We start from the raw sequence: 26,156 nt of genomic DNA on the forward strand, positions 1-26,156 counted from the left end.
GACGGGCCCTTCCGTACGAGCACGGCGGGCGGCCGGGCGGGAGCCGGTTGACGGGCCGTCCGGAATGGGCGACATTGAGCCCGGGGACTGGGGGGAATCTGTCATGGTTTCTGCGTACGCGGACCTGGAGGAAGGCATGCGCGCGCGGCTGGGGGGCCGGGAGTGCCTCTACGTGCCGTCCTGCCGCCTCGGCCTCTACCTCGCGCTCCGCCACTGGTGCCCGCCCGGCGGCCGGGTCCTCATGTCCCCGGTCAACGACGACGTCATCTTCTTCGTGGTCCTCGCCGCCGGGCTCCGCCCCGTCCAGGCGCCGCTCGACCCGCGCGACGGCTCGATCGACCCGGCGGCCGTCCCCGACTCCGTGTGGTCCGGGCTCTCCGCCGTCCTCACCACCAACCTCTACGGCAACCCCGACCCGGCGCCCGCCCTGCGCGCCCGCTGCGACCGGCTCGGCATCCCGCTCCTGGAGGACGCCGCCCACGCCATCGGCTCCGCCGTCGGCGGCCGCCCGGTCGGCGCCTGGGGCGACGCCGCCGTCTTCAGCCTCTCCAAGCACACCGGCGCCAAGACCGGCGGCTTCCTCGCCGTCGCCGACCCGGCCCTGCGCGGGCAACTCGCCGCCGAGCGGGACGCGCTGCTCCGCCCGGCCGGCCCCGCCGGTGAACTCGCCTACCTGGCCCGCCCGTACGCCGAGGCGACCGCCCGCGCCCTGCGCCTCGCCCGGCCCGCGCACGCCGCCCTGCGCGCCCTCGGCCTGCACGAACGCCCCGCCATCCGGATGCCGTTGCGCCCCGGCGAACTCGCCCGGGCCCTCGGCGCGGCCCCCGCGCTCGACCCCTTCCACTCCTGGGTCCGGGTCGACATGCACGACTACCGGCTCCGCCCCGGCGCCGGCCGGCTCGGCCGCACCCGCCGGAAGCTCGCCGCCCTCGACGCCGTCCTCGACGCCCACCGCGCCGGCACCGCCCGCCTCCTCGCCAGCGAGTACTCCGCCCAGGGCCTCCCGGCCGACGGCCGGGTCCCGCCGCTGTTCCGGGTGCCGCTCCTCGTCGAGGACCGGGACGCCGCCGTCGCCGCGCTCGCCCGCCGCCGGATCACCGTCGGCTACCTCTACGACCCGCCGCTCGACGCCTACGCGGGCGAGCGCTTCACCGACCCCTCCCCCGCCCCCGGACCCGCCGCCTGGTTCGCCCGGCACGCCCTGCCCGCCGACCCGCGCCGCGCCGACGAGGTCCTCGCCGCGCTGCGCGCCTCCGGCGCCCGGCCCGCCGCGCCCTCCCCCGCCCTCGGCGGCGCCCGGTGACCGAGACCGTACGGACCCGGGGCGCCGACCCGGACGCCCCGCCGACGCCCGGCGCCGGGGCCTCCGAGGCGAAGGGCGGCTCCCCCGGCGAGGGCTCCGGCGACGACTCGCTCTTCCGCAACGCCTACGCCCTGATGCTCTCCACCGGCGTCTCCGCCGCCCTCGGCCTCGGCTTCTGGCTGGTCGCCGCCCGCTACTACACGGAGGAGGCCGTCGGCCAGGGCTCCGCCGCCATCGCCGCCCAGCGGATGCTCGCCTCCATCACCGCGACCACCCTCTCCGGCGCGGTCGTCCGCTACGTCCCCCGGGCCGGCCGCGCCACCGGACCGCTCGTGGTCCGCCTCTACCTCCTCAGCACGGTCGTGGTGGCCGCCGCCTCCGGGATCTTCCTGCTCACCCTGGACTGGTGGGGCCCCTCCTACGCCCCCCTCGGCACCCTCTCCGCCGGGATCTTCTTCACCCTGTCCTCCGTCGGCTGGGCACTGCTCACCCTCCAGGACGGCGTCCTCACCGGCCTGCGGAAGGCCTTCTGGGTGCCGGTCGGCAACGCCGTCTTCTCCGTCGGCAAGCTGGTGCTGCTCGTCGTCCTCGCCGCCGCCCTGCCCGTCCTCGGCGTCTTCGTCTCCTGGACGGCGGCCATCGCGCTCTCCACGGTCCCGCTGGCCTGGCTGGTCTTCCGCCGGCTCATCCCGCAGCAGGCCCGCGCCGACCGGGACCGCGAGCCGCCCACGTACCGCGAGATCGGGCGCTTCGTCGCCGGCGACGCCTTCGGCGCCTTCTTCAGCCTGCTCATGATCAGCCTGCTGCCGGTCATGGTCGCCGTCCGCTTCGACGCCGCGCACAACGCCTTCTTCTACACGGCGTACACCGTCGGCGGCACCATGGAGTTCATGGCCATCAACATGGCCTCCTCCCTCACCGCGCACGCCTCCCACAGCCCCGAGTCCCTCGCCGAGGGCGTCCGCGGCGCGCTGCGCCGGATGGTGCTGCTGCTCGTCCCCGTCGTCCTCGTCCTGGTCCTCTTCGCGCCGCTGATCCTCGCCCCCTTCGGGCAGGGCTACGCCGACAACGGCTCCACGGTGCTGCGGCTGCTCGCCGCCGGGGCGCTGCCCCGGGTCGCCGTCGAGCTGTACATCGGGGTGCTCCGCGTCCAGGGCCGCACCGGGATGCTCGCCGCCGTCCAGGCCGGCATGTGCGTCCTCGTCCTCGGCGGAGCCGCCGTCCTCCTCGGCCCCTTCGGCATCAGCGGCGCCGGGATGGCGGTCCTGGGCGGCATGACCGTGATGGGCCTGGTGTGCGTGCCGGGCCTGCGGGCGGTCCTCAGGGGCCGGACGGACGACGGTCCTGGGCCGTCGGCCGCGCGGCCCCCGGTCCCGGCCGACGACGGGTACGGCACGCAGTGGGCGCGCCAGTCCGCCTATCTGCGCGGCACGGCGGCGCAGGACACGGTGACCCCCGCGTACGGCATCCCGGTGTACGTCCCCCGGCCGCGACCGGCCGGGCCCGCCCCCGCCCCGGCGCGCCCCGCCCCGCCGCCGCCCCCCGCCCGCGACCGGTCGGAGCCGGTCCTGTGGGCCCTGCTCGCGGCGGCGGCCGCGGCCTGCTGGCTGCCGCTCTCCGTCGCCGCTCCGCTCGGGGCGGAAAGCCTCTCCGGCACGGAGCTGCTCGCCGCGCTGCCGGTGCCGACCCTGCTGGCCGTCCTGGCCCTCGTCCTCCTCCAGGGCGCGGCGGTCGCCCCGCGCGCCTTCCGCGGCGGTTACGCGGCGGCCGTGCTCCTCGCCACCTTCCTCGCCCTGCACACCGCCCCGCCGCTCCTCGGCCTCCTCCCGCCGCCCGCCGTCGGCCCCGGCACCGAACTCCTGGGCACGGGACCGGCGCTGTGGGCGGCCCCGATCGCGGCCCAGGCGCTGTGCCTGCTGGTGGCGGCGGCGCTGCTGCGGGTCCTGGGGGCCGGCGGCCGCGTCACCGCCGGAGCGGTGTGGGTGCTGGTGTGGGCCGGCTGGGCGGCTCAGCAGCCCTTCGCCACCGCTCCCCTCCCCGTCCTCCTGGGCCTGTCGGGCGTCACGATGGCCGCGTACGCGATCCGGGGGCTACGGGCCTGAGGGGGCCGGCTCCCCGGCGGCGCGGTCGGCGGGCAGCGGGACGCCGGGCAGCAGGGCGGCCACGGTGACGAAGCCGGCGAGGACGCCGAGGAAGGCGGTGACCGAGAAGGCGTCGGCGAGGAAGAGGCCGGTGGCCAGGAGCGTGGCCGGCGACAGGCTGAGCGGTGCGGCGAGCGCGAGCGTCTCCAGGCGGGCCGCGGGACGGCGGCCCGCCGGGCGCGGCAGCAGCAGGGCGAGGCCGGGCGCGATCCCGACGAAGGCGAGGACGGGGATCCAGCGCAGCGGCGATCCGCCGGGGAGGGCGGTGGCGGCGAGCGCGATCCAGCCGGAGGCGGCGAGGGCGGCTCTGCCGAGCGCGGGCGGGAGGGTCGGACGGGGGCGGGCCATGGCGTACCGGCTCCTTCGGTCGGGTCGGTGCGGGCGGGGCGGTGCGGGCGGGGCGGCTCGGCGGCGGGGCGCGGGCGGCCCCGGGGCGGGGCTCAGCCGGTGGTGGTGGGCCGGTAGCGCAGCACGGTCCCGAACCGGCCGTCCTCGACCACCGCGAAGAGCGGGGATCTCCGCAGGGCGGCGGTCACCGTGTCGAAGCCGCCCGGCGGGAGGTAGCCCTCGCCGATGACGGCCTCGGCCTGGGTGGGGGTGAGGATCACGTAGGCGGGCCGCCCGGCGGGGATGCCGCCGGCGAGGTAGCCGGCCGGGTCCTTGAGCATCCGCAGGTTCTCGTCGAGCTCCTGCTCGGTGAAGAACCAGCGCTCGTACCGGTCGTAGCGGTAGTACGAGTCGGTGAAGGCGCTGGTCGCCGCGAGGATCAACGCCCCTTCGGGGGCCCGGTCGTAGGCGCGGCGGGTGAGCGCGACCTCGCCGGGCTGGACGTAGTGCATGCCCTCCTTGCCGTAGTACGAGGGCAGGAAGCCGGCCAGCATGGCGGTCAGGGCGAGCGGCAGGGCGACGACGGCGGTCCGGCGGGCGGTGAGCGCGGCCCGGCTCGCGGCCCCGGCGGCGGGGACGAGGGCGGCGGCGGCGAAGAAGGCGGAGCCGGGCAGGCCGAAGAGGTAGACCCGGAAGATCATCTCGCCGCCGTAGTCGTTGACGGCGACCAGCGGGGCGGGCGCGGCGGCGGCGAGGATCAGCGGCAGGGCGCTGCGGGCCAGCCGGCGGCGGAGCAGGACGGCGGCGGCGGCGAGCCCGCCGAGCGAGAGGACCATCAGGACGTTGGCGCTGCCGACGAGTTCGGGCCCGGGGCCCGTGGGGTCGCCGGCGAAGCCGGGGCGGGAGTTGGCGAGCAGGTCGCCGAGCTTGTCCCGGAGGGTGGAGAGGGTGGTGAGGAAGAGCTCCCGGCCCATGGTCAGGTACCAGGCGAGCATGAGGGCGGCGCAGACCGCGAGCAGGCCGAGGTTCCGGTAGCGGCGGGTGAGGCAGAGCGCCGCCAGGGTCAGGCAGAGCATCAGCGGGGTGAGCTGGTGGGCGGCGTTGACGGCGGCGACGACCGGGACCAGGAGGAGGACGGCGACCGCCCGCTGCCGGGGGGTGGTGGAGGGCGGGACGGCGGCCGCGGCCGGGTCGAGGAGGGCGCGGTCGCGCAGCGGGCCCGCCGCGCCGGGGCGCACGAAGTGGCGGAGGACGACGGCGAGGACGGTGAGGTACAGCAGGTAGGAGAAGCCCTGCGGGGAGAGGTAGTCCTGGCCGACCCAGTTCGCGAGCTGGAAGATCCAGACGGCGGTCCAGACGAGCCGCCAGTCGTCGCTGAAGGTCCGGTAGACGAGGAGGAGCAGCGGCAGGGTGAGCAGCCCGAGGACGACCGGCGCCCAGTTGATGAAGGAGGCGGCGGCGTCCACGCCGAAGGCCCGGACGAGGGCGGCGTCGAGGGCGAAGAAGCCGGGCCACTGGTCGTAGGCGGCCATGCCGTTGGCGAGTTCGGTGCCGGGGTGGACGGTGCCCTCGGTGAGGAGCCGGCTGATGATCGCGTCGTGCTTGGACGCCCAGGCGTAGCGGACGGTGTCGTAGAGGAGCGCGGGCGGTGCCTTGAGGGCGAAGAGCATGGCCACGCTGTAGACGGCGGGCCAGGCGGGGGCGGTGCCGGCCCGGCGGAGGGTGAGGACGAAGCCGAGGGTGAGGACGGCGAGGGAGCCGTAGAAGGAGACCGGGAAGCGGTCCAGGAGGCCGAACTCGTCGATGTGGCGGAAGTCGATGCGGGACAGCGACCAGAGCCAGAGCGCCGCCCCGACGAGCAGCGGGGCGAGGGAGAGGGCGGCCGGGCCGCGGAGGCGGGCGAGGCCCCGGGACGCGGGGGTGGGCGGGGGCGGTGCGGCCGGCCGCGTGGGGCCGGCGGGCTCGTCGGGCGGGGCGGAGGGCTGGGGCGGCACGGCCCCGTCGGTCGCGGTTCCCGGCCCCTGGTGGTGCTGCACGGCGCGTTCTCCCCCCACTGTCCCCTGCGGCAAGGCAAGGGAACGTACTTCGGTTCCGTCCCGGTGCACAACTCCCGTACCGGGCGGGCGTCCTGTCGTTCGTGCCGGCGGTCCGGCGGTGCTCAGCCCGCGAACTCCGGTCCCCTCGCCAGGGCCCTGGCCCTGCGGTAGAGCCGCCAGCCGACGGTCGGCAGCGAGTCGGGGTACGGGGCGACGCGGGCGCCCCGGCCGTCCATCCACGCCTCGACGTCGGCGGTGGTGTGGGTGCGGCGGACGATGAGGCGGGCGATCCGGAAGGGTTCGTCGGACGCGGAGCTGAGGGCGTGGCGGACGGCGACGGCGGAGGCGTAGCCGGCGGCCCGGGCGGCGCGGCGGACGGCGGGGCTGTTGTAGCCGTGCGGGTAGGCGAGGTGCCGGACCTCGTGGCCGAGGACGTCCTCCAGCTCGGCCTTGGGTTCGGCGAGTTCGCGGCGGAGCGCGGCGGGGCGGAGGGTGTCGAGCTGGGGGTGGCTGAGGGTGTGGGCGCCGACCTCCATCCCGTACTCCTCCAGGCGGGGGGCCAGCGCCAGGGGCATCATCGGCGCGGGCGGCAGGAGGCACGGCCGGCCGGGGGCGAGGGCGCCGGTGGTGAGGTAGGCGGTGGCGGGCAGGGAGCGGGCGGCGAGCGCCTCCGCGGTGGGGCCGGGGAGGTCGGCGAAGCCGTCGTCGAAGGTGAGGACGACGGGCCGGGGCGGCAGCGGGGTGCCGGCGGTGAGGTGTCCGACGAGCGCGCCGACGGTGAGCGGGGTGCGGCCGCTGTCGGCGATCACGTCCAGGTGGGCGGCGAACTGCCTTGGCGTGACGGCGAATTCGGCGATCCAGGCGGGCGGGTCGTCCATCACGGGGTGGTAGAGGAGGACGGGGACGCGGGTCATCGGGAGGCCCCCGGGGAGAGGCGCGCCCTGAGGTAGCCGACCGGGCCGTAGAGCATGCCGCGCCGCTCCAGGCGGGAGAGGGCGGCGGGCCACGCGTGGTGGTGCGTGCCGTGCGCGCCGGGGACGCCGTCGCCGCTCGCGCCGCGCCGGGCGGTCATCGTCCGGGCGTGGGCGAGGCCGCGCGGGAGGCGGGCGAGGAGGGCGGGCAGCAGGGCGGGGCGGCGGAGCAGCGTGGCCGTGAGGTACGCGGTGAGGCCGGCGCCGTAGCCGTACGCCTGGTTCTCCAGGTCCCGCCAGGTCTCGCGGTGGTGGTGCCAGACGAGGGCGTCGGGGGTGTAGCGGAGCCGGTGCCCGGCGGCGAGGACGGCGACGAAGGCGTACAGGTCGTCGCCGCCGCGCGCGGCCGTCCCGGTGCCGGTGGCCGGGTCGAAGCCGCCCGCGCGGCGGAGCGCGGAGGCCCGGAAGGCCATGTTGGCGCCGGAGCCGAAGCTGCCGGCGGTGAAGGGGAAGAGGGGTTCGTCGGCGGGCGGCCGGGCCGGGTCGTACAGGCGGGGCGCGAAGCCCTTGGCGAAGCCGCCGTGGGATTCGAGGAGGACCTGCGCGGGGGTGGTGAGCCGGGCGGGCAGGATCAGGCCGGTGACGCAGCCGAGCCCGGGATCGGCGGCGAAGGGCGCGGCGAGGGCGCTGAGCCAGCGCGGGTCGGCGATCACGTCGTCGTCGGTGAAGGCGAGGACCTCGCCGCCGGCGGCGGCGACCCCGGCGTTGTGGGCGGCGGCGAGCCCGGGGCGGTCCTCGCGGACGTAGCGGACCCGGCCGGGGTACTTCCGGGTGACCAGGTCGTGGGTGGCGGTGGTGCGGGGCGCGTTGTCGACGACGATCAGTTCGTGGTCGGGGTGGTCCTGGGCGAGGAGGGAGTCGAGCGCGCGGGCGAGGGAGTCGGGGCGCTCGCGGGTGGCGACGACGACGGAGGCGGGGGGCGCGGGGCGCGGCGGTTCCGGTTCCGCCGCCGCGAGCCGTTCGGCGTCGGACCGGGGGGCGGCGTGCTCCGGCAGGCGCTTCGCCGCGAGCGCGGCCAGCACCTCCGCCGGGTCCTCGCCGTCCTCGTAGCGGCCCAGGACGGTGGCGGCGGGGCGGCCGTCCACCCGGACGAGGGCGTAGACGGCGCCGGGGACGGGCGCGGGGGCGCCGGGGGCGGGGCGGAACGCCACGGGGGCGCCGGACGCGTCGAGGTCCAGTTCCGCCACGGCCATCGGTGACTGCTGGTTCAACGGGTTTCTCCCGGGGGCGTCGCGCTCACGTGCCGGCGGTCGCCGCGCAGGGCGGCGACGGTGTTCAGGGCCCGGCGGGCGCGGGCCGCGACGGCGGGGCGGGCGCGGACGTAGGCGTGGGCCGCGCGGACGGGCTCGCGGCGCAGCCGGTGCAGGGCGGCGCGCGGGTCGCGGCGGGTGACGGCCCCCTCGTACACGGTGAGTTCGCCGGTCTTGAGGGAGTCCTTGTACTCGGCGGCGCCCCGCCCGAGGTCGAGCATCCCGATGCCCGCCTCGGCCGCGCCCTCGGCCATCCGCAGGTGGAGGACGAGGCCCGGGGAGTACTTGGCGTACGCGGGGTCGTAGGCGGGGAACCAGCAGGACAGCACGGTCGCCGAGCGCAGCCCGAAGTGGGCGGCGACCGGGCGGTCCCCGGCGTACAGCACGGACAGGACGCCGGAGCAGCCGGGCGCGCGCCGGGCGTGGAGGTGGCGGACCAGGGTGCTGATCCACTCCTGGGCGAAGCGGTCGCCGCGGCCGGTCCTGCGGTACTGCGCGGACTTCCACTCCATGAGGGTGCGCAGGGCGGCCGGGTCGCGCTCGTCGAAGACGAAGCGGAGCGCGCCGTCGGCCTGCCGGGCCAGCTTCCGCTCCTTGGCGAGGGTGGTCCTCAGGAACTTGGGCGACTGGACACGCAGCAGCGCCTCGTACGCCGCGTACCCCTCGCCGACGTCGATGACGGGCGAGGCGAAGGACTCGTCGGCGGCGCCCTCGAAGACGGGCTGCCCGGCCTCCAGGTTGTCGTACTCCCAGAAGACCAGCCCGCAGGCCCGCAGCAGCGCCTGGGGTCCGGGCCGCAGTCCGGGGCGGAAGATCCCGCCCTGGCTGTCGGAGACGCCGAAGCCGATGGCCCGGCCGCGCCCCAACGGGCCCTTCTCGTAAGGGAAGAAGCCGACCGGTTCGCCGTCCTCCCACCACACGGCGACCCGGGAGCGGGGCCGCACGGCTCCGACGGCGAGGGTGAACTCGGGCTCCATGAACGGGTTCGCGGGCGCCCCGGACTTGGCCCTCAGCTCCCGCCACGCCTCGATCTCGCGCTCGCCCAGCTCCCCCGGCCGCACGACCCGCACCCGCCACGCACTCACCTAGCCGACCCCCCGGTCGTTCCCCGGTCATCCCCCGAGCACTTGCCGGGACAGGACGCTACCGGTCCGAACCCCTCCCCGGCAGGCATACTCGCCCTTTCGATCACGGAGGGGAGCTTCGGCGCACAAGAGGCTTGTGGGTCGGGGGCGTTCGGCGGAGGCCGGCGCGCCCGGCGCGGCGGAGGAGTCGGTGGGGTCGCCGGCCGGGTGACGGTCAGGCGTCCTGCTCGCGGCGGATCTCGGTGATCTCCGGGGTGTCCGCCGTGGGGGCGCCGAAGGCGTCGACGCGGACGCCGGTGCCGGTGGCGGTGACCTCCAGGGCCAGGGAGTCGCCCGGGGAGAGCTCGCGGAGGTCGATCCGGACGGTGAGGGCGTCGCCGGGCATCCGGTGGACGGTCTCCGGCAGGTAGTCGAGGCCGGTCAGCGTCTTGCGCAGCGCGGCCTCGCCGGCCGGGGCGGTGGCGAAGGCCGCGCGGATGCGGTCGGCGTGCGCGTCCGCGACGCACCGGTCGACGTCGGTCAGCGGCACCTCGTCGAGCGAGACGGGGGCCTCGGGCCCGGGCGGCGGCAGGTCCGGGGGGAGGTCGGCGGGCACGCCGGCGGAGGCCGGGGGCTCGGCGGGGGTCGGCGGCTCGGCGGCCGGGGGCGTCCCCGGCACCGTCTCCGCGACGTTCGCGACCTCCGGCAGCGGGGGCAGCTCCATCGCCGTGCCCGGGGCGCAGGTGTTCGCGAGACGGACGGCGAGCGCCTCGGCCCGCACCACCGGGTCGGGGTGTCTCTCCAGCTCCTTGCCGGAGAGCATCCGCGGGGACGGGCTCGCGGTGACGGCCGCCGCGGCGGCGGGCTCGGCGGCGCCGCGCGCGGCGCCGGCGTTCTGCGTGCCGCAGGCGGTGAGGGTCAGCGCGCCGAGGGCGGCGGCGGTGAGGGCGAGGGACCGGAGGAGGCGCTTCGAAGTGGGCATGCCGGAATCATGCGGGCGGGCCCGGACCGCCCACCTGAGTACGGCTACTCAACGCCCCGTGCGCACCACTCAGTCGCCGGTGCGTCACACGACGCGCACGCCCCTGCGCCAGACCTCCGCCACCAGCGGCACGCCCGGCCGGTAGGCGAGGTGCACGTGGGACGGGGCGTCCAGGACCGCGAGGTCCGCGCGGGCGCCGGGGGCCAGGCGGCCGACGTCGGTGCGGCGGAGGGCCGCCGCGCCGCCCGCCGTCGCGGACCAGACGGCCTCGTCGGGGGTCATGCCCATGTCGCGGACGGCGAGGGCGACGCAGAAGGGCACGGAGGAGGTGAAGGAGGAGCCCGGGTTGCAGTCCGTGGAGAGCGCCACCGTCACGCCGGCGTCGAGGAGGCGGCGGGCGTCCGGCCACTGCGCGCGGGTGGAGAACTCGGCGCCCGGCAGGAGGGTGGCGACCGTGTTCCCGGAGGCCAGGGCGTCGACGTCGGCGTCGGTGAGGTGGGTGCAGTGGTCGGCGCTCGCCGCGTCCAGCTCCACCGCGAGCTGCACGCCGGGGCCGTACGAGAGCTGGTTGGCGTGGATCCTCGGCAGGAGGCCCTTCGCCTTGCCGGCGGTGAGGATCGCGCGGGCCTGGTCGCCGTCGAAGGCGCCCTTCTCGCAGAAGACGTCCACCCAGCGGGCGTACGGGGCGCAGGCGTCCAGCATCGGGCCGGTGACCAGGTCGACGTAGGCCGCCGGGTCGTCGGCGTGGTCCGGGGAGACGATGTGGGCGCCGAGGTAGGTCACCTCGTCGGTGTGCTCGGCGGCGATGCGCAGGGCGCGGGCCTCGTCCTCGACGGTCAGGCCGTAGCCGGACTTGGTCTCGAAGGTGGTGGTGCCCTGGCGGAGCGCCTCGCGCATGAAGCGGGCGACGTTGGCGGAGAGTTCGGCGTCGGTGGCGGCGCGGGTGGCGGCGACCGTGGTGCGGATGCCGCCCGCCTCGTAGGGCCGGCCGGACATGCGGGCGTTGAACTCGGCGGTGCGGTCGCCCGCGAAGACGAGGTGCGAGTGGGAGTCGACGAAGCCGGGGAGGACCGCGCGGCCCCCGGCGTCGACGTGGTGGTCGGCCGCGGGGGCCTGCGCCGCCGGGCCCGCCCAGGCGACGGTTTCGCCGTCCAGGACGAGGGCGGCGTGCTCGACGAGGCCGAGGGGGCCTTCGCCGAGGGCGGGGTCGTTCGTGACCAGGGTCGCGATGTTCGTGATCAGCGTCGTCGTCATGGGTGTGCTCCGGTGGGGCGGTTCGGGTGCGGGCCGGCGGTCGGGTCGTGCCCACCGCCCGTCCCGCCCTGCGGGACGCCTGCCCACGACCCTGCGGTCAGCTTCTGAGGGCGGCGATCGCGTCCGTCAGGGCGGTCGCCGTGTCCGGTACGGAGACGTGGACGCCGTCGCGGACGACGGGCCGGCCGCCGACGACCACGTGCCGGACGTCCGCCGCGGTCGCCGCGAAGACGGCCGTCTCCGGGGCGAGGCGCGGGACCGGGCCGGCCGTGCGGACCGAGTCGAGGGCGATCGTGGTGAAGTCGGCGAGGGCACCGGTCTCCAGGGCGCCCGCGTCGGCCCAGCCGAGGGCCGCGTGGCCGTCGGCGGAGGCGGCGCGGAGCAGCGCGGCGGCGGTCCAGTGGCCCCGGACGTGGGTGCGCAGCCGCTCGTTCAGCTCCATGGCGCGGGCCTCCTCCAGGAGGTCGACGACCGCGTGGCTGTCGCTGCCGAGGGAGAGCGGGGAGCCGGCCTTCTGGAGGGCGACGGCGGGGCCGATGCCGTCGGCGAGGTCGCGTTCGGTGGTGGGGCACATGCAGGTGCCGGTGGAGGTGGAGCCGACGAGCGCGATGTCGGCGTCGGTCATGTGGGTGTTGTGGACGCCGGTGGTGCGCGGGCCGAGGACGCCGTGGTCGGCGAGGAGCCGGGTCGGGGTGGTGCCGTGGGCGGCCTGGCAGGCCTCGTTCTCGGCGGTCTGCTCGGAGAGGTGGACGTGGAGGGGGGCCCGGCGTTCCTCGGCCCAGCGGGCCACCGTGGACAGCTGGTCGGCGGGGACGGCCCGGACGGAGTGGATCGCCGCCCCGATCCGTACGCCGTCCCGGTCCTTGAGGGCGCTCGCCCGCTCGGCCCACTTCTCGGCCGTGCCGTCGGAGAAGCGGAGCTGGTGGTGCTCGGGGGCGGCGCCGAAGCCGGCGGAGAGGTAGGCGGTGTCGAGGAGCGTGATGCGGATGCCCGCCTCCCGCGCCGCCGCGATCAGGGCCTCGCCCATGGCGTTGGGGTCGTCGTAGGGGGTGCCGCCGGGGGCGTGGTGGAGGTAGTGGAACTCGCCGACGGCGGTGATGCCGGCCAGCGCCATCTCGGCGTAGACGGCCCGGGCGAGCGCGAAGTAGCGGTCCGGGGTGAGCCGCTGGGCGACGCCGTACATGACCTCGCGCCAGGTCCAGAAGGTCCCGGAGCCGACCTGGACGGTGCCGCGCAGGGCCCGGTGGAAGGCGTGGCTGTGGGCGTTGGCGAGGCCCGGGACGGTGAAGCCGCGCAGGACGGTCGCGCCGGGCGGCGGGGCGTCCGCGCCGGTGCGGACGGCGGCGACGCGGCCGTCGGAGTCCACGTCCAGGGCGACGCCCGGCTCGGCGTGGGTGCCGAGCCAGGCGTGCTCCAGCCAGTACGTCGTCGTCAGCGGCACGCCAGCTCCTCCAGTACGTCGGCGAGTGCGCGGACCCCGGCCACGCAGTCGTCCTCGGCCGCGAACTCGGCCGGGGAGTGCGAGACGCCGGTGGGGTTCCGTACGAACAGCATGGCGGTCGGGATCGACTCGGACAGGATGCCCGCGTCGTGTCCGGCGCCGGTGCCGAGGACGGGGGTCTTCTCGCCGAGGACGCGGCTCAGCTCGTCGCGCAGGGCGTGCGAGAAGTCCACGACCGGGGTGTACGACTCCTGGACGACGGCGAGGTCGATGCCGTGCCGGTCGGCGTACGCCCGGGCGGCGGCCTCGACGCCGGCGGTGACGGCGTCCAGGGAGCCCTGGTCGGCGGCGCGGGCGTCGAGCCAGCCGCGGACCAGCGACGGGATGGCGTTGACGCCGTTCGGCTCGACCGCGATCTTGCCGAAGGTGGCGACGGCGCCCGCGAGTTCGGCCTCGCGGCGGGCGGCGAGGACGGTCTCGGCGTACGTCAGCATGGGGTCGCGGCGGTCCACGAGCCGGGTGGTGCCCGCGTGGTTGGCCTCGCCGGCGAAGTCGTACCGCCAGCGGCCGTGCGGCCAGATGGCGGAGGCGATGCCGACGGCGTCGCCGGAGAGGTCGAGGGCGCGGCCCTGCTCGACGTGGAGCTCGACGAAGGCGCCGATCCGGGCCAGCCGCTCGGGGTCCGGCCCGATGGCCTCGGGGTCGTGTCCGGCGGCCTCCATGGCCTGCGGCAGGCTGACGCCGTCGGCGTCGCGGAGCTCGTACGCCTGCTCCTTGGTCAGCCGGCCGGCGGTGAGGCGGGAGCCGACGCAGGCGAGGCCGAAGCGGGCGCCCTCCTCGTCGCCGAAGTTGACGAGGGCGAGGGGCCGCCGGAACGAGGCGCCGCGGGCGCGGAGTTCGTCGAGGGCGGCGAAGGCGGAGACGACGCCGAGGGGGCCGTCGAAGGCGCCGCCGTCGGGGACGGAGTCCAGGTGGGAGCCGGTGACGACGGCGTCTCCGGCCGTCGGGTCGCCGAGCCAGGCCCACTGGTTGCCGTTGCGGTCGGTCTCGACGTCCAGGCGGCGGGCCTCGGCCTGCATCCGGAACCAGAGCCGGCAGTCGGCGTCGGCCCCGGTCCAGGCGTAGCGGCGGTAGCCGCCGGTGGCGGCGCTGCGGCCGAGGGGCCGCAGCGACCGCCACATGGCGTGGAAGGTCTCGCTCACGCGGAGGCACCGTCCGCGTCGCCGCCCTCGCGCATCGGGACGCGGACGCCCTTCTCGTCTGCGACCCGCTCGGCGATGTCGTAGCCGGCGTCGACGTGGCGGATGACGCCCATGCCGGGGTCGTTGGTGAGCACGCGGCGGATCTTCTCGCCGGCGAGCTTCGTGCCGTCGGCGACGGAGACCTGGCCGGCGTGGATCGAGCGGCCCATGCCGACGCCGCCGCCGTGGTGGAGGGAGACCCAGGAGGCGCCGGAGGCGACGTTCACCATGGCGTTGAGCAGCGGCCAGTCGGCGATGGCGTCGGAGCCGTCGAGCATGGCCTCGGTCTCGCGGTACGGGGAGGCCACCGAGCCGCAGTCGAGGTGGTCGCGGCCGATCGCGAGCGGGGCGGCGAGGGTGCCGTCGGCGACCATGTCGTTGAACATGGCGCCGGCCTTGTCGCGCTCGCCCTGGCCGAGCCAGCAGATGCGGGCCGGGAGGCCCTGGAAGTGGACGCGCTCGCCGGCCATCTTGATCCAGCGGTGCAGGGACTCGTTCTCGGGGAAGAGGTCGAGGATCGCCTTGTCCGTCTTGTGGATGTCCGAGGCCTCACCGGAGAGGGCGGCCCAGCGGAACGGGCCCTTGCCCTCGCAGAAGAGGGGGCGGATGTACGCCGGGACGAAGCCGGGGAAGGCGAACGCGCGGTCGTAGCCGGCCAGCTGGGCCTCGCCGCGGATGGAGTTGCCGTAGTCGAAGACCTCGGCGCCGGCGTCCATGAAGCCGACCATGGCCTCGACGTGCTTGGCCATCGACTCGCGGGCGCGGGTGGTGAAGCCGGCCGGGTCCTTGGCGGCCGCGTCGGCCATGTCCTCGAAGGCGACGCCGACGGGAAGGTAGGAGAGCGGGTCGTGGGCCGAGGTCTGGTCGGTCACGATGTCGACGGGGGCGCCCTCGGCGAGCAGCTGCGGGAGCAGCTCGGCGGCGTTGCCGAGGAGGCCGATGGAGAGCGGGCGGCGGGCGTCGCGGGCCTCGACGGCCAGCCGGAGGGCGTGGGCCGGGTCGTCGGCCTTGACGTCCAGGTAGCGGTGCTCGATGCGGCGCTCGATGGCGCGCGGGTCGACGTCGATGCAGATCGCGACGCCGTCGTTCATCGTCACGGCGAGGGGCTGGGCGCCGCCCATGCCGCCGAGGCCGGCGGTGAGGGTGATGGTGCCCGCGAGGGTGCCGCCGAACCTCTTCGCGGCGACGGCGGCGAAGGTCTCGTACGTGCCCTGGAGGATGCCCTGGGTGCCGATGTAGATCCAGGAGCCGGCCGTCATCTGGCCGTACATGGTGAGGCCCAGCTGCTCCAGGCGGCGGAACTCCTCCCAGTTCGCCCAGTCGCCGACCAGGTTGGAGTTGGCGAGGAGGACGCGGGGGGCCCACTCGTGGGTCTGCATGACGCCGACGGGGCGGCCGGACTGGACGAGCATCGTCTCGTCCTGCTTGAGGGTGCGCAGGGTGCGGACCATGGCGTCGAAGGAGCGCCAGTCGCGGGCGGCCTTGCCGGTGCCGCCGTAGACGACGAGCTTGTCGGGGTGTTCGGCGACCTCGGGGTCCAGGTTGTTCTGGAGCATCCGGAGGGCGGCCTCCTGCTGCCATCCCAGGGCGCTCAGTTCCGTACCGCGGGCCGCTCGCACGGGGCGGGGTCCTGACATGGCGGTGCCTCCTCGAATGTCGTTCAGATATTCACATCCTGACTTGCTGAATACTTGTAGTCAACAGGGCGCGGCCCCCGCCCCCGGCGGACGGCCCCGCGCACCCGCCGCCCCGCGCCCCGCCCGCCCGCCGCCGGGACCGGGGCGGACCCCGGGCGAACCCCGGACGGAAGCCCGCGCGAACCCCGGGCCGAGCGCCCCCTCCGGGCACCACCGCGCCCGCGTCGCGCCCCCGCATCCGCCCGCGCACGCCCCCGTGACGCCCCGCGCCCGCCCCGCCAGGATGGGGCCCATGGCCTCCTACCGCCGTGACCTCGCCGTCCGAGCCGCCGTCGCCCAGGGCCTCCTCGCCGCAGGAGCCCCCGAAACCGCGGGAGCCCCGGGGGCCCCCGATCCCGCCGAAACGCCCGGGCCCGCCGGGACGCCCGGTCCCGCCCGCACCTCTGGCACCACCGGGCCCGCCAGCAGCACCAGCACCACCGGCCCCACCGGCACCACCGCCCCCGCCCGGCCCCTCGGCACCCCCGGGCCCCCCGTCGTCGCCCTCCTCGACACCGCCGGCATCCGCGCCTCCGCCGCCGCCCTGACCCGCGCCTTCGCCGCCGTCACCCGGGCCGAGGTGCTGCACGCCTTCGCCGTGAAGGCGTGTCCGCTCGTGCCCGTGCTGCGGCTCCTCGCCGACGCCGGGATCGGCGCCGAGGTGGCCAGCCCCGGCGAGCTGGCCCTCGCCCGCGCCGCCGGCCTGCCCCCGTCCCGCACGGTCCTCGACTCGCCCGCCAAGACGCCCGCCGAGCTGCGCGAGGCCCTCGCCCTCGGGATCGCGGTCAACGCCGACAACCTCCAGGAGCTGGCCCGGATCGACGCCCTGGTCGCCTCCGCGCCCACCGCCTCGCCGCTCGGGCTCCGGGTCAACCCGCAGGTCGGCGCCGGGACCATCGGCGCCCTCTCGACGGCCACCGCCAGCTCCAAGTTCGGCGTCGCGCTCCGCGACGAGGGCGCCCGCGAGGCCGTCGTCCAGGCGTACCTGGACCGCCCCCGGCTCACCCGGCTGCACACCCACACCGGCTCCCAGGGCGTGCCGCTCACCCTGATGGCGGAAGGCGTGAGGGCCGCGTACGAACTGGCCGAGGAGATCAACGCCAAGGCGGGCCGCCGGCAGGTCGACACCCTCGACATCGGCGGCGGCCTCCCGGTGAACTTCTCCTCCGAGGAGGAGACCCCCTCCTACGCGGACTACGCCCGGCTGCTCGCCGACACCGTCCCCGGCCTCCTCGACGGCCGCTACCGCCTGGTCACCGAGTTCGGACGCTCCCTGCTGGCCAAGCACGGCACGGTCCTCGCCCGCGTCGAGTACACCAAGACCTCCGGCGGCCGCCGCATCGCCGTCACCCACGCCGGCGTGCAGCTCGCCACCCGCACCGTCTACGCCCCCGAGGCCTGGCCGCTGCGGATCCTCGCGTACGACTCCGAGGGCCGCCCCCGCGCCGGCGGGGTCACCGTCCAGGACGTGGCGGGCCCCGCCTGCTTCGCCGGCGACCTGCTCGCCACCGGCCGCGCGCTGCCGCTGCTCCACCCGGGCGACGTGATCGCGGTCCCGGACACCGGCGCGTACGCCTTCGCCCACCACTACGCCTACAACAGCCTGCCCCGCCCCGCCGTGCACGGCTTCACCGTCGCCGACGACGGCACGGTCTCCTTCGCGACCGTCCGCCCCGGACAGACCCCGGAGGAGATCGTCGCCGAGGCCGGCGGCGCGCACGCCGACGCGCTCGTCCGGTAGCGGCGGGCCGGGACAGCCCCTTCGATGGAGCCATGACCACCACCACCGTCGTCGTCGAGCGCCGGGTCGCCGCCTCGCCCGGCCGCGTCTGGGAGTCGATCACCGACCTGCCGGACCTGCCCCGGGTGCTGTCCGGCGTCCAGCGGGTCGAGGTGCTCACCGAGGGCGGCTTCGGCGTGGGCACCCGCTGGCGGGAGACCCGGAGGATGCTGGGCAAGGAGGCCACGGAGGAGATGACCGTCACCGAGTGCGAGCCGCCCGACCGGTACGTGACGGTCGCCGGCTCGCACGGCATGGACTACGTCTCCGAGCTCTCGCTGCGCCCCGACGGGCCCGAGGGCAGCGTGCTGCGGATGGCCTTCTCCGCCCGGCCCGCGCACGGGCGCCGGCCCAACCCGGTGGCCCGGCTCCTCGCCCGCCTGGGCGCGAAGGCCGTCTCCAGGGCGCTCGCGAAGGACCTGGACGACATCGCGCGGGCGGTCGAGAGCCGCTACTGACCGGCGTCCGCCGGACGCCTCTCTATCCGATTCCGGCCGCCCGTGGGCATGTTCCGATGGAAAATGCCAGAACTCCCTCCCTGGAGCGCGCCGTTCAGTAACGTCACCGTCACTGCCGTTGCTCGCACGCCGTATCGGGAGGGGAACCCGCGTGCCCGGAATCGACGAGTGCCTCATGGAGGCCATGACCCTGCCGGGTGCTCGCGGTGCCTCCCTGGTCGACTGGAACAGCGGCCTCGCGCTCGGGACCGCGGGCGAGTCGCCGGTCGGCGACCACGAGACGACCGCCGCCGAGACCGCCGAACTAGCCCGCGCCGCCGCCGAGTTCGACTCCTTCACCGCCGCGGCCGAGGGCGCGGAGGCGGACGGCCCCGAGAGCGTGCCACCGGTCGAGGACCTGATCGTCACCACCCGGGCCGGCTACCACGTCCTCCGCTTCGTCCGGACCTCCTTCGACAGCAGCGTCTTCCTCCACCTCTGGCTCGACCGCGACACCGGCAACCTCGCCCTCGCCCGCATCCGCCTCGGCGACCTCGCCGAGCGCCTGGTCCTGGGATGAGCGGATGAGCGTCTCCCCCATGCTCGTCCGGCTCGCCGCGGAGCGGGCCACCGGCGCCCTGCTGCGCGACCACGGCACCCTCTACCTCGTCGACGGCCGGGTCGTGCACGCCGAGAGCCCCGCCTCCCCCGGCATGGACGTCCTGCTCACCACCGCCGGCCGGCTGCCCCGCGAGGGCTGGGACGAGGCCGTCGACCGGGCCGGCGCCCACCGCGCGGTCGGCCGCTTCCTCGTCGACAGCGGCCGGCTGCGCGACGGCGAGCTGGAGATCTGCCACCTCGGCGCCGTCTTCGACGCCGCCTTCTTCGCCCTCTCCCCCACCAGCGGCCCCACCCGCTTCCGGTACGGCGTCGGCCACTGGTTCGGCACGGTCCGCCCGGTCTCCGCCGAGGCCGTCGAGCGCGAGACCCTGCGCCGCCGCGAACTCCTCGACGCCGTCTGGCCGTACGCCTCCGTCGACACCGCCCCCGTCGTGCCCCGCCCGGCCGCCCCCGGCCAGAGCGTCGGCGCCCGCCGCCGCGCCCTGCTCGCCGCCGCCGACGGGGTCCGCACCCCCGCCGAGCTGGCCAGGCTCCTCGGCCGCCCCGCCTTCCACACCCTCCTCGACGTCCGCAGGCTCGCCGCCGCCGGACTCGTCGAGACCCCGCTCGACGCGGCCCCCGACGCCACCCCCGCACCGCCCTCCCCGGTCTTCCCGCCGGCCCTGCCGGTGGCCGACCCCGACATCGCCCTGCTGCGCCGGCTCCGTGACGCCCTGGAGGCACACCTGTGATGAGGCGTGCTCTGCGCCTGCGCGCCGAGAGGAGACAGTTGATGACAGCCGAAGCCGAGGTGCTCGGCGAGCTCAGACGCCTGCGCGCCCGGCTGCCCCAGCTCACCGGAGCCCTCGCGGCCAGCGCCGACGGCCTCGTGCTCGCCCACGACACCGTGGACGGCGCCGCGGAGAGCGTGGCCGCGCTGACCGCCGCCGCCCTCGGCGTCGGCCGGCGGCTGACCGAGTCCACCGGCCAGGGCGGCTTCCGCGAACTCCTCGTCCGCGGCGAGACCGGCTACGTGGCCACCTACGCGGCCGGCGGCTCCGCCGTCCTCACCCTCCTCGCCGAACCCCGCATCAACGTGGGCCGGCTCCACCTGGAGGCCCGCCGCTCCAGCGTCCGCATCGGCGAACTGGTCGACGGCGCGCTGGAGCGCCGCGACCCCCACTGACCCAGCCACCCCTCACTCGGAGAAACCGAACCGACCAGAAGGAAGCGACACCATGGCGAACACCGAGACCTCCCTCAAGGAAGCGGCCGCGATCGAGGGTGCGATCGGCGCGGCCCTCGTCGACTACACCAGCGGCATGGCGCTCGGCACCATCGGCGGCGGCAAGGAGCTCGACCTGACCGTGGCCGCCGCGGGCAACACCGACGTGGTCCGGGCCAAGGTCCGGACGATGGAGATGCTGGGCATCCAGGAGGAGATCGAGGACATCCTGATCACCCTCGGCACCCAGTACCACCTCATCCGGCTGCTCAAGTCACGCGGCAGCAACGGCCTGTTCCTCTACCTGGCCCTGTCCAAGGACCGGGCCAACCTGGCGATGGCCCGCCACCAGCTGAAGAAGATCGAGAGCGAACTGGACATCTGACCCGCACCGGGCCTCCCCGGCCCGGGTCACTCCACGAAGAGTCCCCGCTCCGCCGCCTTCGCGTCGAACTGCTCCAGACGCGCCTGCGCGTCCGGCAGCTCGTCCGCCATGGCCTCCAGGAGGACCCGGCCGAGGAGCATCGGCGCGCAGGCGGTGTCGAAGGCCAGACCGGTGCCGACGGCGGCCGGGATGAGCAGGTCGGAGTGGGCGGCGACGGGGGCGAAGGCGGACTCCGCCACGGTCACCACCGTGAGCCCGGCCGCCCGCGCGTACTCCAGCGCCTCCACGACCTCGCGCGGGTGCCGGGGCAGCGCGAAGCAGAGCAGCGCGCCGGCCCCGGCCCGTACGGCCGCGTCGATCCGGTCGGTGAGCATCGAGCCGCCCTCGTCGAGCAGCCGGACGTCCGGGTGCACCTTGGCGGCGAAGTAGGCGAAGCCGCGGGCCTGCGAGGAGGCGGCCCGCAGGCCGAGGACGAGCAGCGGGCGGGAGCCGGCGAGCAGCCGCCCGGCGCGCTCCACGGGCGCGGGGTCGGCGAGCAGCCCGGCCAGGTGCCGCAGGTTCTCGATCTCGGCGAGGACGGCCTGCTGGTACTCGTTGTGCCCCGCGTCCTCCCCGGACGCCGCCGCGGACCGCTCGGGGGGCGCGACCTCCCGCAGGTGGCGGCGGAGCGCCGGATAGCCGTCGAAGCCGAGGGCGACCGCGAAGCGGGTCACGGAGGGCTGGCTGACGCCGGCCAGCTCGGCGAGCTCGACGCTGGAGAGGAAGGGCGCGTCGGCGGCGCGCCGGACCATGCAGTGGGCGATCCGCCGCTGCGTGGGCGTGAGCCGGTGCCCCTCGAAGAGCGCCTGGAGCCGCCCGGCCGGGCTGTCGCTCATGCCGTCCCCCTTCGTCCATTCATCCCTGACCCCGTCTGCATAAGGATATGCAGAGGCGGCGGGGAGCGGGACGGGAGCGGCGGCCCCGGCGACCGTGGTCACGCCCGGACATCCGGTTCGTGCGAGAGCTGTAACAAAGGCCGGACGCCGGTGAACCGGCGGCACCGGGTGGCAAGAATAGCCGTGTCGCAGACATGACGACCGGCTCCGGGCCGGTCACGGGGGAAGAGGAAACGACATGAACTCCACGACGTCCGGAGCCGGTTCACGGCGGCGGCGCCTGCGCGGCGTCGTCCTGGGCGCGGCCGTGGCCGCGGCGCTGCTGACGACCACCGCGTGCCGGAACGACGAGCCGGCCGCCACCGACCCGGACCTCACCGCCCCGCCGGCCGCCGCCCCCTCGGGCTCCGCGTCGGCCGGCGGGAGCGCGCCGGAGACCGCCTCGCCCTCGAACGACGCGGGGACCGGCACCGGAAGCGGCAGCCCGACGGCCGCGGGCGAGGGCGACAGCGGCGAGACCGGCGGCGGCAACGGCACGCGGTACGAGGACTGCGAGGCCGACGGGCTCACCACCGCGGTCGAGCTCCAGGACCCGGCCGGGGAGACCCCCCGCCACTTCCTGCTGACGGTCACCAACGGCTCGAAGACGCCGTGCGTCCTCAACGACGCGCCGATCCTCCGCCTCACCGCAGGGAACTCCGCCCCGATCGTGGAGACGCTCGGCGAGCCGGACAGCGAGCCCGTCGTCGTCGAGGGCGGCGGCAAGGCCTACGCCGGCCTGTACGTCTTCGGGAACGACGAGGGCGGCGAGGCGGAGTACGACCAGTCCGACCGCTTCACCGCCACCCTGGTCGCCGGCGAGGGCACCGAACTGAGCGGCACGCTCGTCTTCGACCTGCCCGACGGCCTGGACACCGTCTCGGTCGACGACGCGGCGCGCGTCAACGGCTGGGCCGGCACCGAGGGCCTGGCGATGCGCCCGATCACCCAGCTCTGACGCGGGGGGCCGGAAAGGACTGACGCGGGGACCGCCGCACCCCCATCGCTGGGGGGCGGGACGACGGCGGTCCCCGCGGGGGACACGGGCCCGGGTCAGGGCCGGTCTCCGCGTCCGCGGCGTCGTCAGGAGGTCCGGGAGCCGCTCCGGAGGTTCCGTGACGCCGACGGGGAACACTCTGCCGGAGGCGTGTTAAGCGGGTGCTGCGCGGACGTGACGCGCTCGTACCGTTTGCGCGAACGCCCCCGGCGGGGCGTCACCTGCCGCCGTTGGCCAGGAAGGCCAGCAGGTCCTGGCGGCTGACGACGCCGGTGGGCTTGCCCTCCACGAGGACGATCGCGGCGTCGGCGTCCCCGAGGACCGCCATCAGGTCGGCGACCGGCTCGCCCGAGCCGACCTGCGGCAGCGGGGCGGACATGTGCCCCTCCAGCGGGTCCTCCAGGGAGGCCTTCTTCGTGAAGAGGTGGTCCAGGAGCTCCCGCTCGACGACCGAGCCGACGACCTCGGCGGCCATCACGTCGGGGTGGCCGGCGCCGGGCTTCACGATGGGCATCTGGGAGACGCCGTACTCGCGCAGCACCTCGATGGCCTGACCGACGGTCTCGTCCGGGTGCATGTGGACGAGCGAGGGCATGACGCCCTCCTTGTGGCGCAGCACGTCGGCCACGGTGGCGGTGGAGGTGTCCTCCAGGAAGCCGTAGTCGGCCATCCACTCGTCGTTGAAGATCTTCGACATGTAGCCGCGGCCGGAGTCCGGCAGCAGGACCACGACGACGTCGTCGGGGCCGAGCTCCCTGGCGACCTCAAGGGCGGCGACCACGGCCATGCCGCAGGAGCCGCCGACCAGGAGGCCCTCCTCCTTGGCGAGGCGGCGGGTCATCTGGAAGGAGTCCTTGTCGGAGACCGCGACGATCCGGTCGGTGACGTTCCGGTCGTAGGCGGTGGGCCAGAAGTCCTCGCCGACGCCCTCGACCAGGTACGGGCGGCCGGAGCCGCCGGAGTAGACGGAGCCCTCCGGGTCGGCGCCGATGACCTTCACCTTGCCGCCGCTGGCCTCCTTCAGGTAGTTGCCGGTGCCGGAGATGGTGCCGCCGGTGCCGACGCCCGCGACGAAGTGGGTGATCCTCCCCTCCGTCTGCTCCCACAGCTCGGGACCGGTGGTCTCGTAGTGCGAGCGCGGGTTGTTCGGGTTGGAGTACTGGTCGGGCTTCCAGGCACCGGGCGTCTCGCGGACGAGGCGGTCCGAGACGTTGTAGTACGAGTCCGGGTGCTCCGGGTCGACGGCGGTGGGGCAGACGACGACCTCGGCACCGTAGGCCCGCAGCACGTTGATCTTGTCGAGGGACACCTTGTCCGGGCAGACGAAGATGCACTTGTAGCCCTTCTGCTGGGCCACGATCGCCAGGCCGACGCCGGTGTTCCCGGACGTGGGCTCGACGATGGTGCCGCCGGGCTTCAGCTCGCCGCTCTGCTCGGCGGCCTCGATCATGCGCAGGGCGATGCGGTCCTTGACCGACCCGCCGGGGTTGAAGTACTCCACCTTGGCGAGGACGGTGGCCTGAATGCCGGCCGTCACGTTGTTGAGCTTCACCAGCGGGGTGTTGCCGACGAGGCTGATCATCGAGTCGTGGAATTGCACCGTGTTCTCCGGGGTCTCCGTAATGGTGTGGCCAGCGTATGCGTAGTCGGGACGCCTTTCGGGGCAGTTAGACCCTGAACGGCTTGAAGGACCTGTACGGCTCGAAGGAGGTGACGCCCCCGATGTCCAGGGCGAGGGTGGCACGCCGGATCGCGGCGGGAGCGGCGTACGGCGGCGGGAGCATCGGTCTGATCGGTGTGGCCGCGGTCGGGGTGCTGCTCGCGGAGGCGCAGCTCGCGAAGCGGACGGTGGGCACGGGGACGGCTCCCCTGCCGCCGGCGGTGGACGGTCTGTACGGCAGGGGCTTCGGCACGGAGGACCCGCTGCGACTGGCCCTTCTGGGTGATTCCACGGCCGCCGGCCAGGGGGTGCGCCGGGCGGGCCAGACGCCGGGCGCGCTGCTCGCCTCGGGGCTCGCGGCGGTCGCGGAGCGCCCGGTGACGCTCAGGAACGTGGCGCTGTCGGGGGCCCGCTCGGACGACCTGGAGCGGCAGGTGTCGCTGCTGCTCGCGCAGCCGCTGGGCCCTCCGGACGTCTGCGTGATCATGATCGGGGCGAACGACGTGACGCACCGGATGCCGGCGACGGAGTCGGTGCGGCTCCTGGCGGCGGCGGTGCGGCGGCTGCGGACGGCCGGGGCGGAGGTGGTCGTCGGCACCTGCCCGGATCTGGGCACCATCGAGCCGGTCTACCAGCCGCTGCGCTGGCTGGCCCGCCGGGCCTCCCGGCAGCTGGCGGCGGCGCAGACCATCGTGGTGGTGGAGCAGGGCGGCCGGACGGTGTCGCTGGGCGACCTGCTGGGGCCCGAGTTCGCGGCGAACCCGCGGGAGATGTTCGGGGTGGACCTCTTCCACCCGTCGGCGGAGGGGTACGCGACGGCCGCGATGGCCGTGCTGCCGACCCTGTGCGCCTCGCTCGGCGTGTGGCCGGAACCGGACCGCCCGGAGCCGGAGCGCCGCGAGGGCATGCTGCCGGTGGCCAAGGCGGCGGCCGAGGCGGCGAAGCAGGCCGGTACGGAGGTGACCGGGGCCCGGGCGCCGTGGGCGCTCCTGAAGCACCGGCGCCGGCGGCGCCTGACGGAGGCGGCGGAGGCGGGGGCCGCAGCGGAGGCGGGGGACGCGGCGGGGAGCGGGGCGGCCGGGGACGTACGGGAGGGGCGGGGGGAGCCGCTGCCCCAGGACTCCCCGCGCACCTGAGCAAGCGCTTAGAAAAGAGGCCCTCGTCACATGCCGCTTCCGGTGACCCCGCGCGGTACGTGCAGGTAACTTCCCTTGGAGTCCGACCGCCACCAGCCCCCTGGAGCCGTGATGCCCGAAGCCGTGATCGTCTCGACCGCCCGTTCCCCCATCGGCCGGGCCTTCAAGGGCTCCCTGAAGGACCTGCGCCCCGACGACCTCACGGCCACGATCATCCAGGCCGCGCTCGCCAAGGTCCCCGAGCTGGACCCGCGCGACATCGACGACCTGATGCTGGGCTGCGGCCTCCCGGGCGGCGAGCAGGGCAACAACCTGGGCCGCATCGTGGCCGTGCAGATGGGCATGGACCACCTGCCGGGCTGCACGATCACCCGCTACTGCTCCTCCTCGCTCCAGACCTCCCGGATGGCGCTGCACGCGATCAAGGCGGGCGAGGGCGACGTCTTCATCTCGGCGGGCGTCGAGATGGTGTCCTCCTTCGTGAAGGGCAACTCGGACTCGCTGCCGGACACGCACAACCCGTTCTTCGCCGAGGCCGAGGCCCGCACCGCCGAGGTCGCCGCGTCCGAGGGCTCCTCCTGGCACGACCCGCGCGAGGACGGCCTCGTCCCCGACGCGTACATCGCCATGGGCCAGACCGCGGAGAACCTCGCCCGGCTGAAGGGCATCAGCCGCCGGGAGATGGACGAGTTCGGCGTCCGCTCGCAGAACCTCGCCGAGCAGGCCATCAAGAACGGCTTCTGGGAGCGCGAGATCACCCCGGTGACGACCCCGGACGGCACCGTCGTCTCCACCGACGACGGCCCGCGCGCCGGCGTCACCCTGGAGGGCGTCTCCGGCCTCAAGCCGGTCTTCCGCCCCGACGGCCTGGTCACCGCCGGCAACTGCTGCCCGCTGAACGACGGCGCCGCCGCGCTCGTCATCATGTCGGACACCAAGGCGCGCGAGCTGGGCCTGACCCCGCTGGCCCGGATCGTCTCCACCGGCGTCTCCGGCCTCTCCCCCGAGATCATGGGCCTGGGCCCGGTCGAGGCGTCGAAGCAGGCCCTCAAGCGCGCCGGCCTGACCATCGGCGACATCGACCTCGCCGAGATCAACGAGGCCTTCGCCGCCCAGGTCATCCCGTCCTACCAGGACCTGGGCCTGGACCTGGACAAGGTGAACGTCAACGGCGGCGCCATCGCCGTCGGCCACCCCTTCGGCATGACGGGCGCCCGCATCACCGGCACCCTGATCAACAGCCTCCAGTTCCACGACAAGCAGTTCGGCCTGGAGACCATGTGCGTCGGCGGCGGCCAGGGCATGGCGATGGTCATCGAGCGGCTGAGCTGAGCCG

The 26,156-nt window shown here is 75.6% G+C and carries 23 protein-coding genes; 11 read left to right on the forward strand and 12 right to left on the reverse strand.

What is annotated here, in order from left to right; genetic code table 11:
- Positions 1 to 103: 103 nt before the first annotated feature.
- Complete coding sequence (locus tag ACFW6A_RS06595) at positions 104 to 1,303, forward strand: DegT/DnrJ/EryC1/StrS family aminotransferase (protein ID WP_351843672.1); 1,200 nt, start codon at positions 104 to 106, stop codon at positions 1,301 to 1,303.
- Positions 1,300 to 3,405: a lipopolysaccharide biosynthesis protein gene (locus ACFW6A_RS06600; RefSeq protein WP_386639148.1), complete on the forward strand. Its 2,106-nt coding sequence runs from the start codon at positions 1,300 to 1,302 to the stop codon at positions 3,403 to 3,405. Before ACFW6A_RS06595 ends, ACFW6A_RS06600 begins: the two co-directional genes overlap by 4 nt.
- On the opposite strand, the gene ACFW6A_RS06605 is transcribed toward ACFW6A_RS06600, so the two are convergent.
- The 10 genes from ACFW6A_RS06605 to hutU form a co-directional block, all read right to left on the reverse strand.
- A complete protein-coding gene (locus ACFW6A_RS06605; protein WP_351843667.1) occupies positions 3,394 to 3,792 on the reverse strand; it encodes a hypothetical protein in 399 nt (132 codons plus the stop codon). The genes ACFW6A_RS06600 and ACFW6A_RS06605 overlap by 12 nt on opposite strands.
- Positions 3,793 to 3,884: 92 nt before the next feature.
- Positions 3,885 to 5,807, reverse strand: a complete 1,923-nt coding sequence (locus tag ACFW6A_RS06610) for a hypothetical protein (protein ID WP_351843665.1) — start codon at positions 5,805 to 5,807, stop codon at positions 3,885 to 3,887.
- A 122-nt stretch (positions 5,808 to 5,929) separates the two neighbouring features.
- Positions 5,930 to 6,721: a polysaccharide deacetylase family protein gene (locus tag ACFW6A_RS06615; RefSeq protein WP_351843664.1), complete on the reverse strand. Its 792-nt coding sequence runs from the start codon at positions 6,719 to 6,721 to the stop codon at positions 5,930 to 5,932.
- Positions 6,718 to 7,971, reverse strand: a complete 1,254-nt coding sequence (locus tag ACFW6A_RS06620; RefSeq protein WP_351843709.1) for a glycosyltransferase — start codon at positions 7,969 to 7,971, stop codon at positions 6,718 to 6,720. Before ACFW6A_RS06620 ends, ACFW6A_RS06615 begins: the two co-directional genes overlap by 4 nt.
- 14 nt (positions 7,972 to 7,985) lie before the next feature.
- Positions 7,986 to 9,113, reverse strand: a complete 1,128-nt coding sequence (locus ACFW6A_RS06625; RefSeq protein ID WP_351843661.1) for a GNAT family N-acetyltransferase — start codon at positions 9,111 to 9,113, stop codon at positions 7,986 to 7,988.
- A gap of 214 nt (positions 9,114 to 9,327) precedes the next feature.
- Entirely contained in the window at positions 9,328 to 10,074 is a 747-nt protein-coding gene (locus ACFW6A_RS06630; protein WP_351843659.1) for a hypothetical protein, read from the reverse strand.
- Positions 10,075 to 10,158: 84 nt separating this feature from the next.
- The gene (gene hutI / locus ACFW6A_RS06635; RefSeq protein ID WP_351843657.1) at positions 10,159 to 11,328 is read right to left on the reverse strand and encodes an imidazolonepropionase; all 1,170 of its coding nucleotides are present in this window, start codon (positions 11,326 to 11,328) and stop codon (positions 10,159 to 10,161) included.
- 97 nt (positions 11,329 to 11,425) lie between these two features.
- Positions 11,426 to 12,769, reverse strand: a complete 1,344-nt coding sequence (locus tag ACFW6A_RS06640) for a formimidoylglutamate deiminase (protein WP_351843655.1) — start codon at positions 12,767 to 12,769, stop codon at positions 11,426 to 11,428.
- Complete coding sequence (locus ACFW6A_RS06645; RefSeq protein WP_351843706.1) at positions 12,760 to 13,950, reverse strand: allantoate amidohydrolase; 1,191 nt, start codon at positions 13,948 to 13,950, stop codon at positions 12,760 to 12,762. The genes ACFW6A_RS06640 and ACFW6A_RS06645 overlap by 10 nt, the downstream gene beginning before the upstream one ends.
- 17 nt (positions 13,951 to 13,967) lie before the next feature.
- Positions 13,968 to 15,647 (reverse strand): urocanate hydratase, encoded by a 1,680-nt coding sequence (hutU, locus tag ACFW6A_RS06650; protein ID WP_351843653.1) that lies wholly within the window; start codon positions 15,645 to 15,647, stop codon positions 13,968 to 13,970.
- A 292-nt stretch (positions 15,648 to 15,939) separates the two neighbouring features.
- Here hutU and ACFW6A_RS06655 point away from each other — a divergent pair, with 292 nt between their 5' ends.
- The 6 genes from ACFW6A_RS06655 to ACFW6A_RS06680 all read left to right on the forward strand — a co-directional run bounded on the left by ACFW6A_RS06655 (position 15,940) and on the right by ACFW6A_RS06680 (position 20,113).
- Positions 15,940 to 17,427: a diaminopimelate decarboxylase gene (locus ACFW6A_RS06655; protein ID WP_351843651.1), complete on the forward strand. Its 1,488-nt coding sequence runs from the start codon at positions 15,940 to 15,942 to the stop codon at positions 17,425 to 17,427.
- A gap of 32 nt (positions 17,428 to 17,459) precedes the next feature.
- Entirely contained in the window at positions 17,460 to 17,924 is a 465-nt protein-coding gene (locus ACFW6A_RS06660; protein ID WP_351843649.1) for an SRPBCC family protein, read from the forward strand.
- Between the two features lie 151 nt (positions 17,925 to 18,075).
- Positions 18,076 to 18,483, forward strand: a complete 408-nt coding sequence (locus tag ACFW6A_RS06665; protein ID WP_351843647.1) for a hypothetical protein — start codon at positions 18,076 to 18,078, stop codon at positions 18,481 to 18,483.
- 4 nt (positions 18,484 to 18,487) lie between these two features.
- The gene (locus ACFW6A_RS06670; protein ID WP_351843645.1) at positions 18,488 to 19,255 is read left to right on the forward strand and encodes a transcriptional regulator; all 768 of its coding nucleotides are present in this window, start codon (positions 18,488 to 18,490) and stop codon (positions 19,253 to 19,255) included.
- Between the two features lie 41 nt (positions 19,256 to 19,296).
- Positions 19,297 to 19,689, forward strand: coding sequence for a roadblock/LC7 domain-containing protein (locus ACFW6A_RS06675; protein WP_351843643.1), 393 nt, complete (start codon positions 19,297 to 19,299; stop codon positions 19,687 to 19,689).
- A 52-nt stretch (positions 19,690 to 19,741) separates the two neighbouring features.
- A complete protein-coding gene (locus ACFW6A_RS06680) occupies positions 19,742 to 20,113 on the forward strand; it encodes a hypothetical protein (protein ID WP_351843640.1) in 372 nt (123 codons plus the stop codon).
- 26 nt (positions 20,114 to 20,139) lie between these two features.
- Here ACFW6A_RS06680 and ACFW6A_RS06685 read toward each other — a convergent pair whose 3' ends face one another.
- A complete protein-coding gene (locus tag ACFW6A_RS06685; protein WP_351843638.1) occupies positions 20,140 to 20,988 on the reverse strand; it encodes a MurR/RpiR family transcriptional regulator in 849 nt (282 codons plus the stop codon).
- 238 nt (positions 20,989 to 21,226) lie between these two features.
- Between ACFW6A_RS06685 and ACFW6A_RS06690 the strand changes: the two genes are divergently transcribed.
- Positions 21,227 to 21,985, forward strand: a complete 759-nt coding sequence (locus tag ACFW6A_RS06690; protein WP_386639155.1) for a DUF4232 domain-containing protein — start codon at positions 21,227 to 21,229, stop codon at positions 21,983 to 21,985.
- Between the two features lie 256 nt (positions 21,986 to 22,241).
- Here the strand turns inward: ACFW6A_RS06690 and ACFW6A_RS06695 are convergent, their stop codons facing one another.
- On the reverse strand, positions 22,242 to 23,624 hold the full coding sequence (locus ACFW6A_RS06695; RefSeq protein ID WP_351843634.1) for a cystathionine beta-synthase: 1,383 nt from the start codon (positions 23,622 to 23,624) through the stop codon (positions 22,242 to 22,244).
- A gap of 122 nt (positions 23,625 to 23,746) precedes the next feature.
- Between ACFW6A_RS06695 and ACFW6A_RS06700 the strand changes: the two genes are divergently transcribed.
- Both ACFW6A_RS06700 and ACFW6A_RS06705 read left to right on the forward strand, forming a co-directional pair.
- Positions 23,747 to 24,820: an SGNH/GDSL hydrolase family protein gene (locus ACFW6A_RS06700; RefSeq protein WP_351843704.1), complete on the forward strand. Its 1,074-nt coding sequence runs from the start codon at positions 23,747 to 23,749 to the stop codon at positions 24,818 to 24,820.
- A gap of 111 nt (positions 24,821 to 24,931) precedes the next feature.
- Positions 24,932 to 26,152, forward strand: a complete 1,221-nt coding sequence (locus tag ACFW6A_RS06705) for an acetyl-CoA C-acetyltransferase (RefSeq protein WP_351843631.1) — start codon at positions 24,932 to 24,934, stop codon at positions 26,150 to 26,152.
- Positions 26,153 to 26,156: the final 4 nt, after the last annotated feature.

The organism is Streptomyces sp. NPDC058758 (assembly GCF_042746075.1).
GTDB lineage: Bacteria > Actinomycetota > Actinomycetes > Streptomycetales > Streptomycetaceae > Streptomyces.

What these genes read in the sequence shown, in the direction of transcription:
- ACFW6A_RS06595 (WP_351843672.1), top strand. Translation starts at nt 104, where the DNA reads ATGGTTTCTGCGTACGCGGACCTGGAGGAAGGCATGCGCGCGCGGCTG.
- ACFW6A_RS06605 (WP_351843667.1), bottom strand. Translation starts at nt 3,792, where the DNA reads ATGGCCCGCCCCCGTCCGACCCTCCCGCCCGCGCTCGGCAGAGCCGCC.
- ACFW6A_RS06615 (WP_351843664.1), bottom strand. Translation starts at nt 6,721, where the DNA reads ATGACCCGCGTCCCCGTCCTCCTCTACCACCCCGTGATGGACGACCCG.
- ACFW6A_RS06620 (WP_351843709.1), bottom strand. Translation starts at nt 7,971, where the DNA reads ATGGCCGTGGCGGAACTGGACCTCGACGCGTCCGGCGCCCCCGTGGCG.
- ACFW6A_RS06630 (WP_351843659.1), bottom strand. Translation starts at nt 10,074, where the DNA reads ATGCCCACTTCGAAGCGCCTCCTCCGGTCCCTCGCCCTCACCGCCGCC.
- hutI (WP_351843657.1), bottom strand. Translation starts at nt 11,328, where the DNA reads ATGACGACGACGCTGATCACGAACATCGCGACCCTGGTCACGAACGAC.
- ACFW6A_RS06645 (WP_351843706.1), bottom strand. Translation starts at nt 13,950, where the DNA reads ATGTGGCGGTCGCTGCGGCCCCTCGGCCGCAGCGCCGCCACCGGCGGC.
- hutU (WP_351843653.1), bottom strand. Translation starts at nt 15,647, where the DNA reads ATGTCAGGACCCCGCCCCGTGCGAGCGGCCCGCGGTACGGAACTGAGC.
- ACFW6A_RS06655 (WP_351843651.1), top strand. Translation starts at nt 15,940, where the DNA reads ATGGCCTCCTACCGCCGTGACCTCGCCGTCCGAGCCGCCGTCGCCCAG.
- ACFW6A_RS06660 (WP_351843649.1), top strand. Translation starts at nt 17,460, where the DNA reads ATGACCACCACCACCGTCGTCGTCGAGCGCCGGGTCGCCGCCTCGCCC.
- ACFW6A_RS06670 (WP_351843645.1), top strand. Translation starts at nt 18,488, where the DNA reads ATGAGCGTCTCCCCCATGCTCGTCCGGCTCGCCGCGGAGCGGGCCACC.
- ACFW6A_RS06675 (WP_351843643.1), top strand. Translation starts at nt 19,297, where the DNA reads ATGACAGCCGAAGCCGAGGTGCTCGGCGAGCTCAGACGCCTGCGCGCC.
- ACFW6A_RS06680 (WP_351843640.1), top strand. Translation starts at nt 19,742, where the DNA reads ATGGCGAACACCGAGACCTCCCTCAAGGAAGCGGCCGCGATCGAGGGT.
- ACFW6A_RS06685 (WP_351843638.1), bottom strand. Translation starts at nt 20,988, where the DNA reads ATGAGCGACAGCCCGGCCGGGCGGCTCCAGGCGCTCTTCGAGGGGCAC.
- ACFW6A_RS06690 (WP_386639155.1), top strand. Translation starts at nt 21,227, where the DNA reads ATGAACTCCACGACGTCCGGAGCCGGTTCACGGCGGCGGCGCCTGCGC.
- ACFW6A_RS06700 (WP_351843704.1), top strand. Translation starts at nt 23,747, where the DNA reads ATGTCCAGGGCGAGGGTGGCACGCCGGATCGCGGCGGGAGCGGCGTAC.
- ACFW6A_RS06705 (WP_351843631.1), top strand. Translation starts at nt 24,932, where the DNA reads ATGCCCGAAGCCGTGATCGTCTCGACCGCCCGTTCCCCCATCGGCCGG.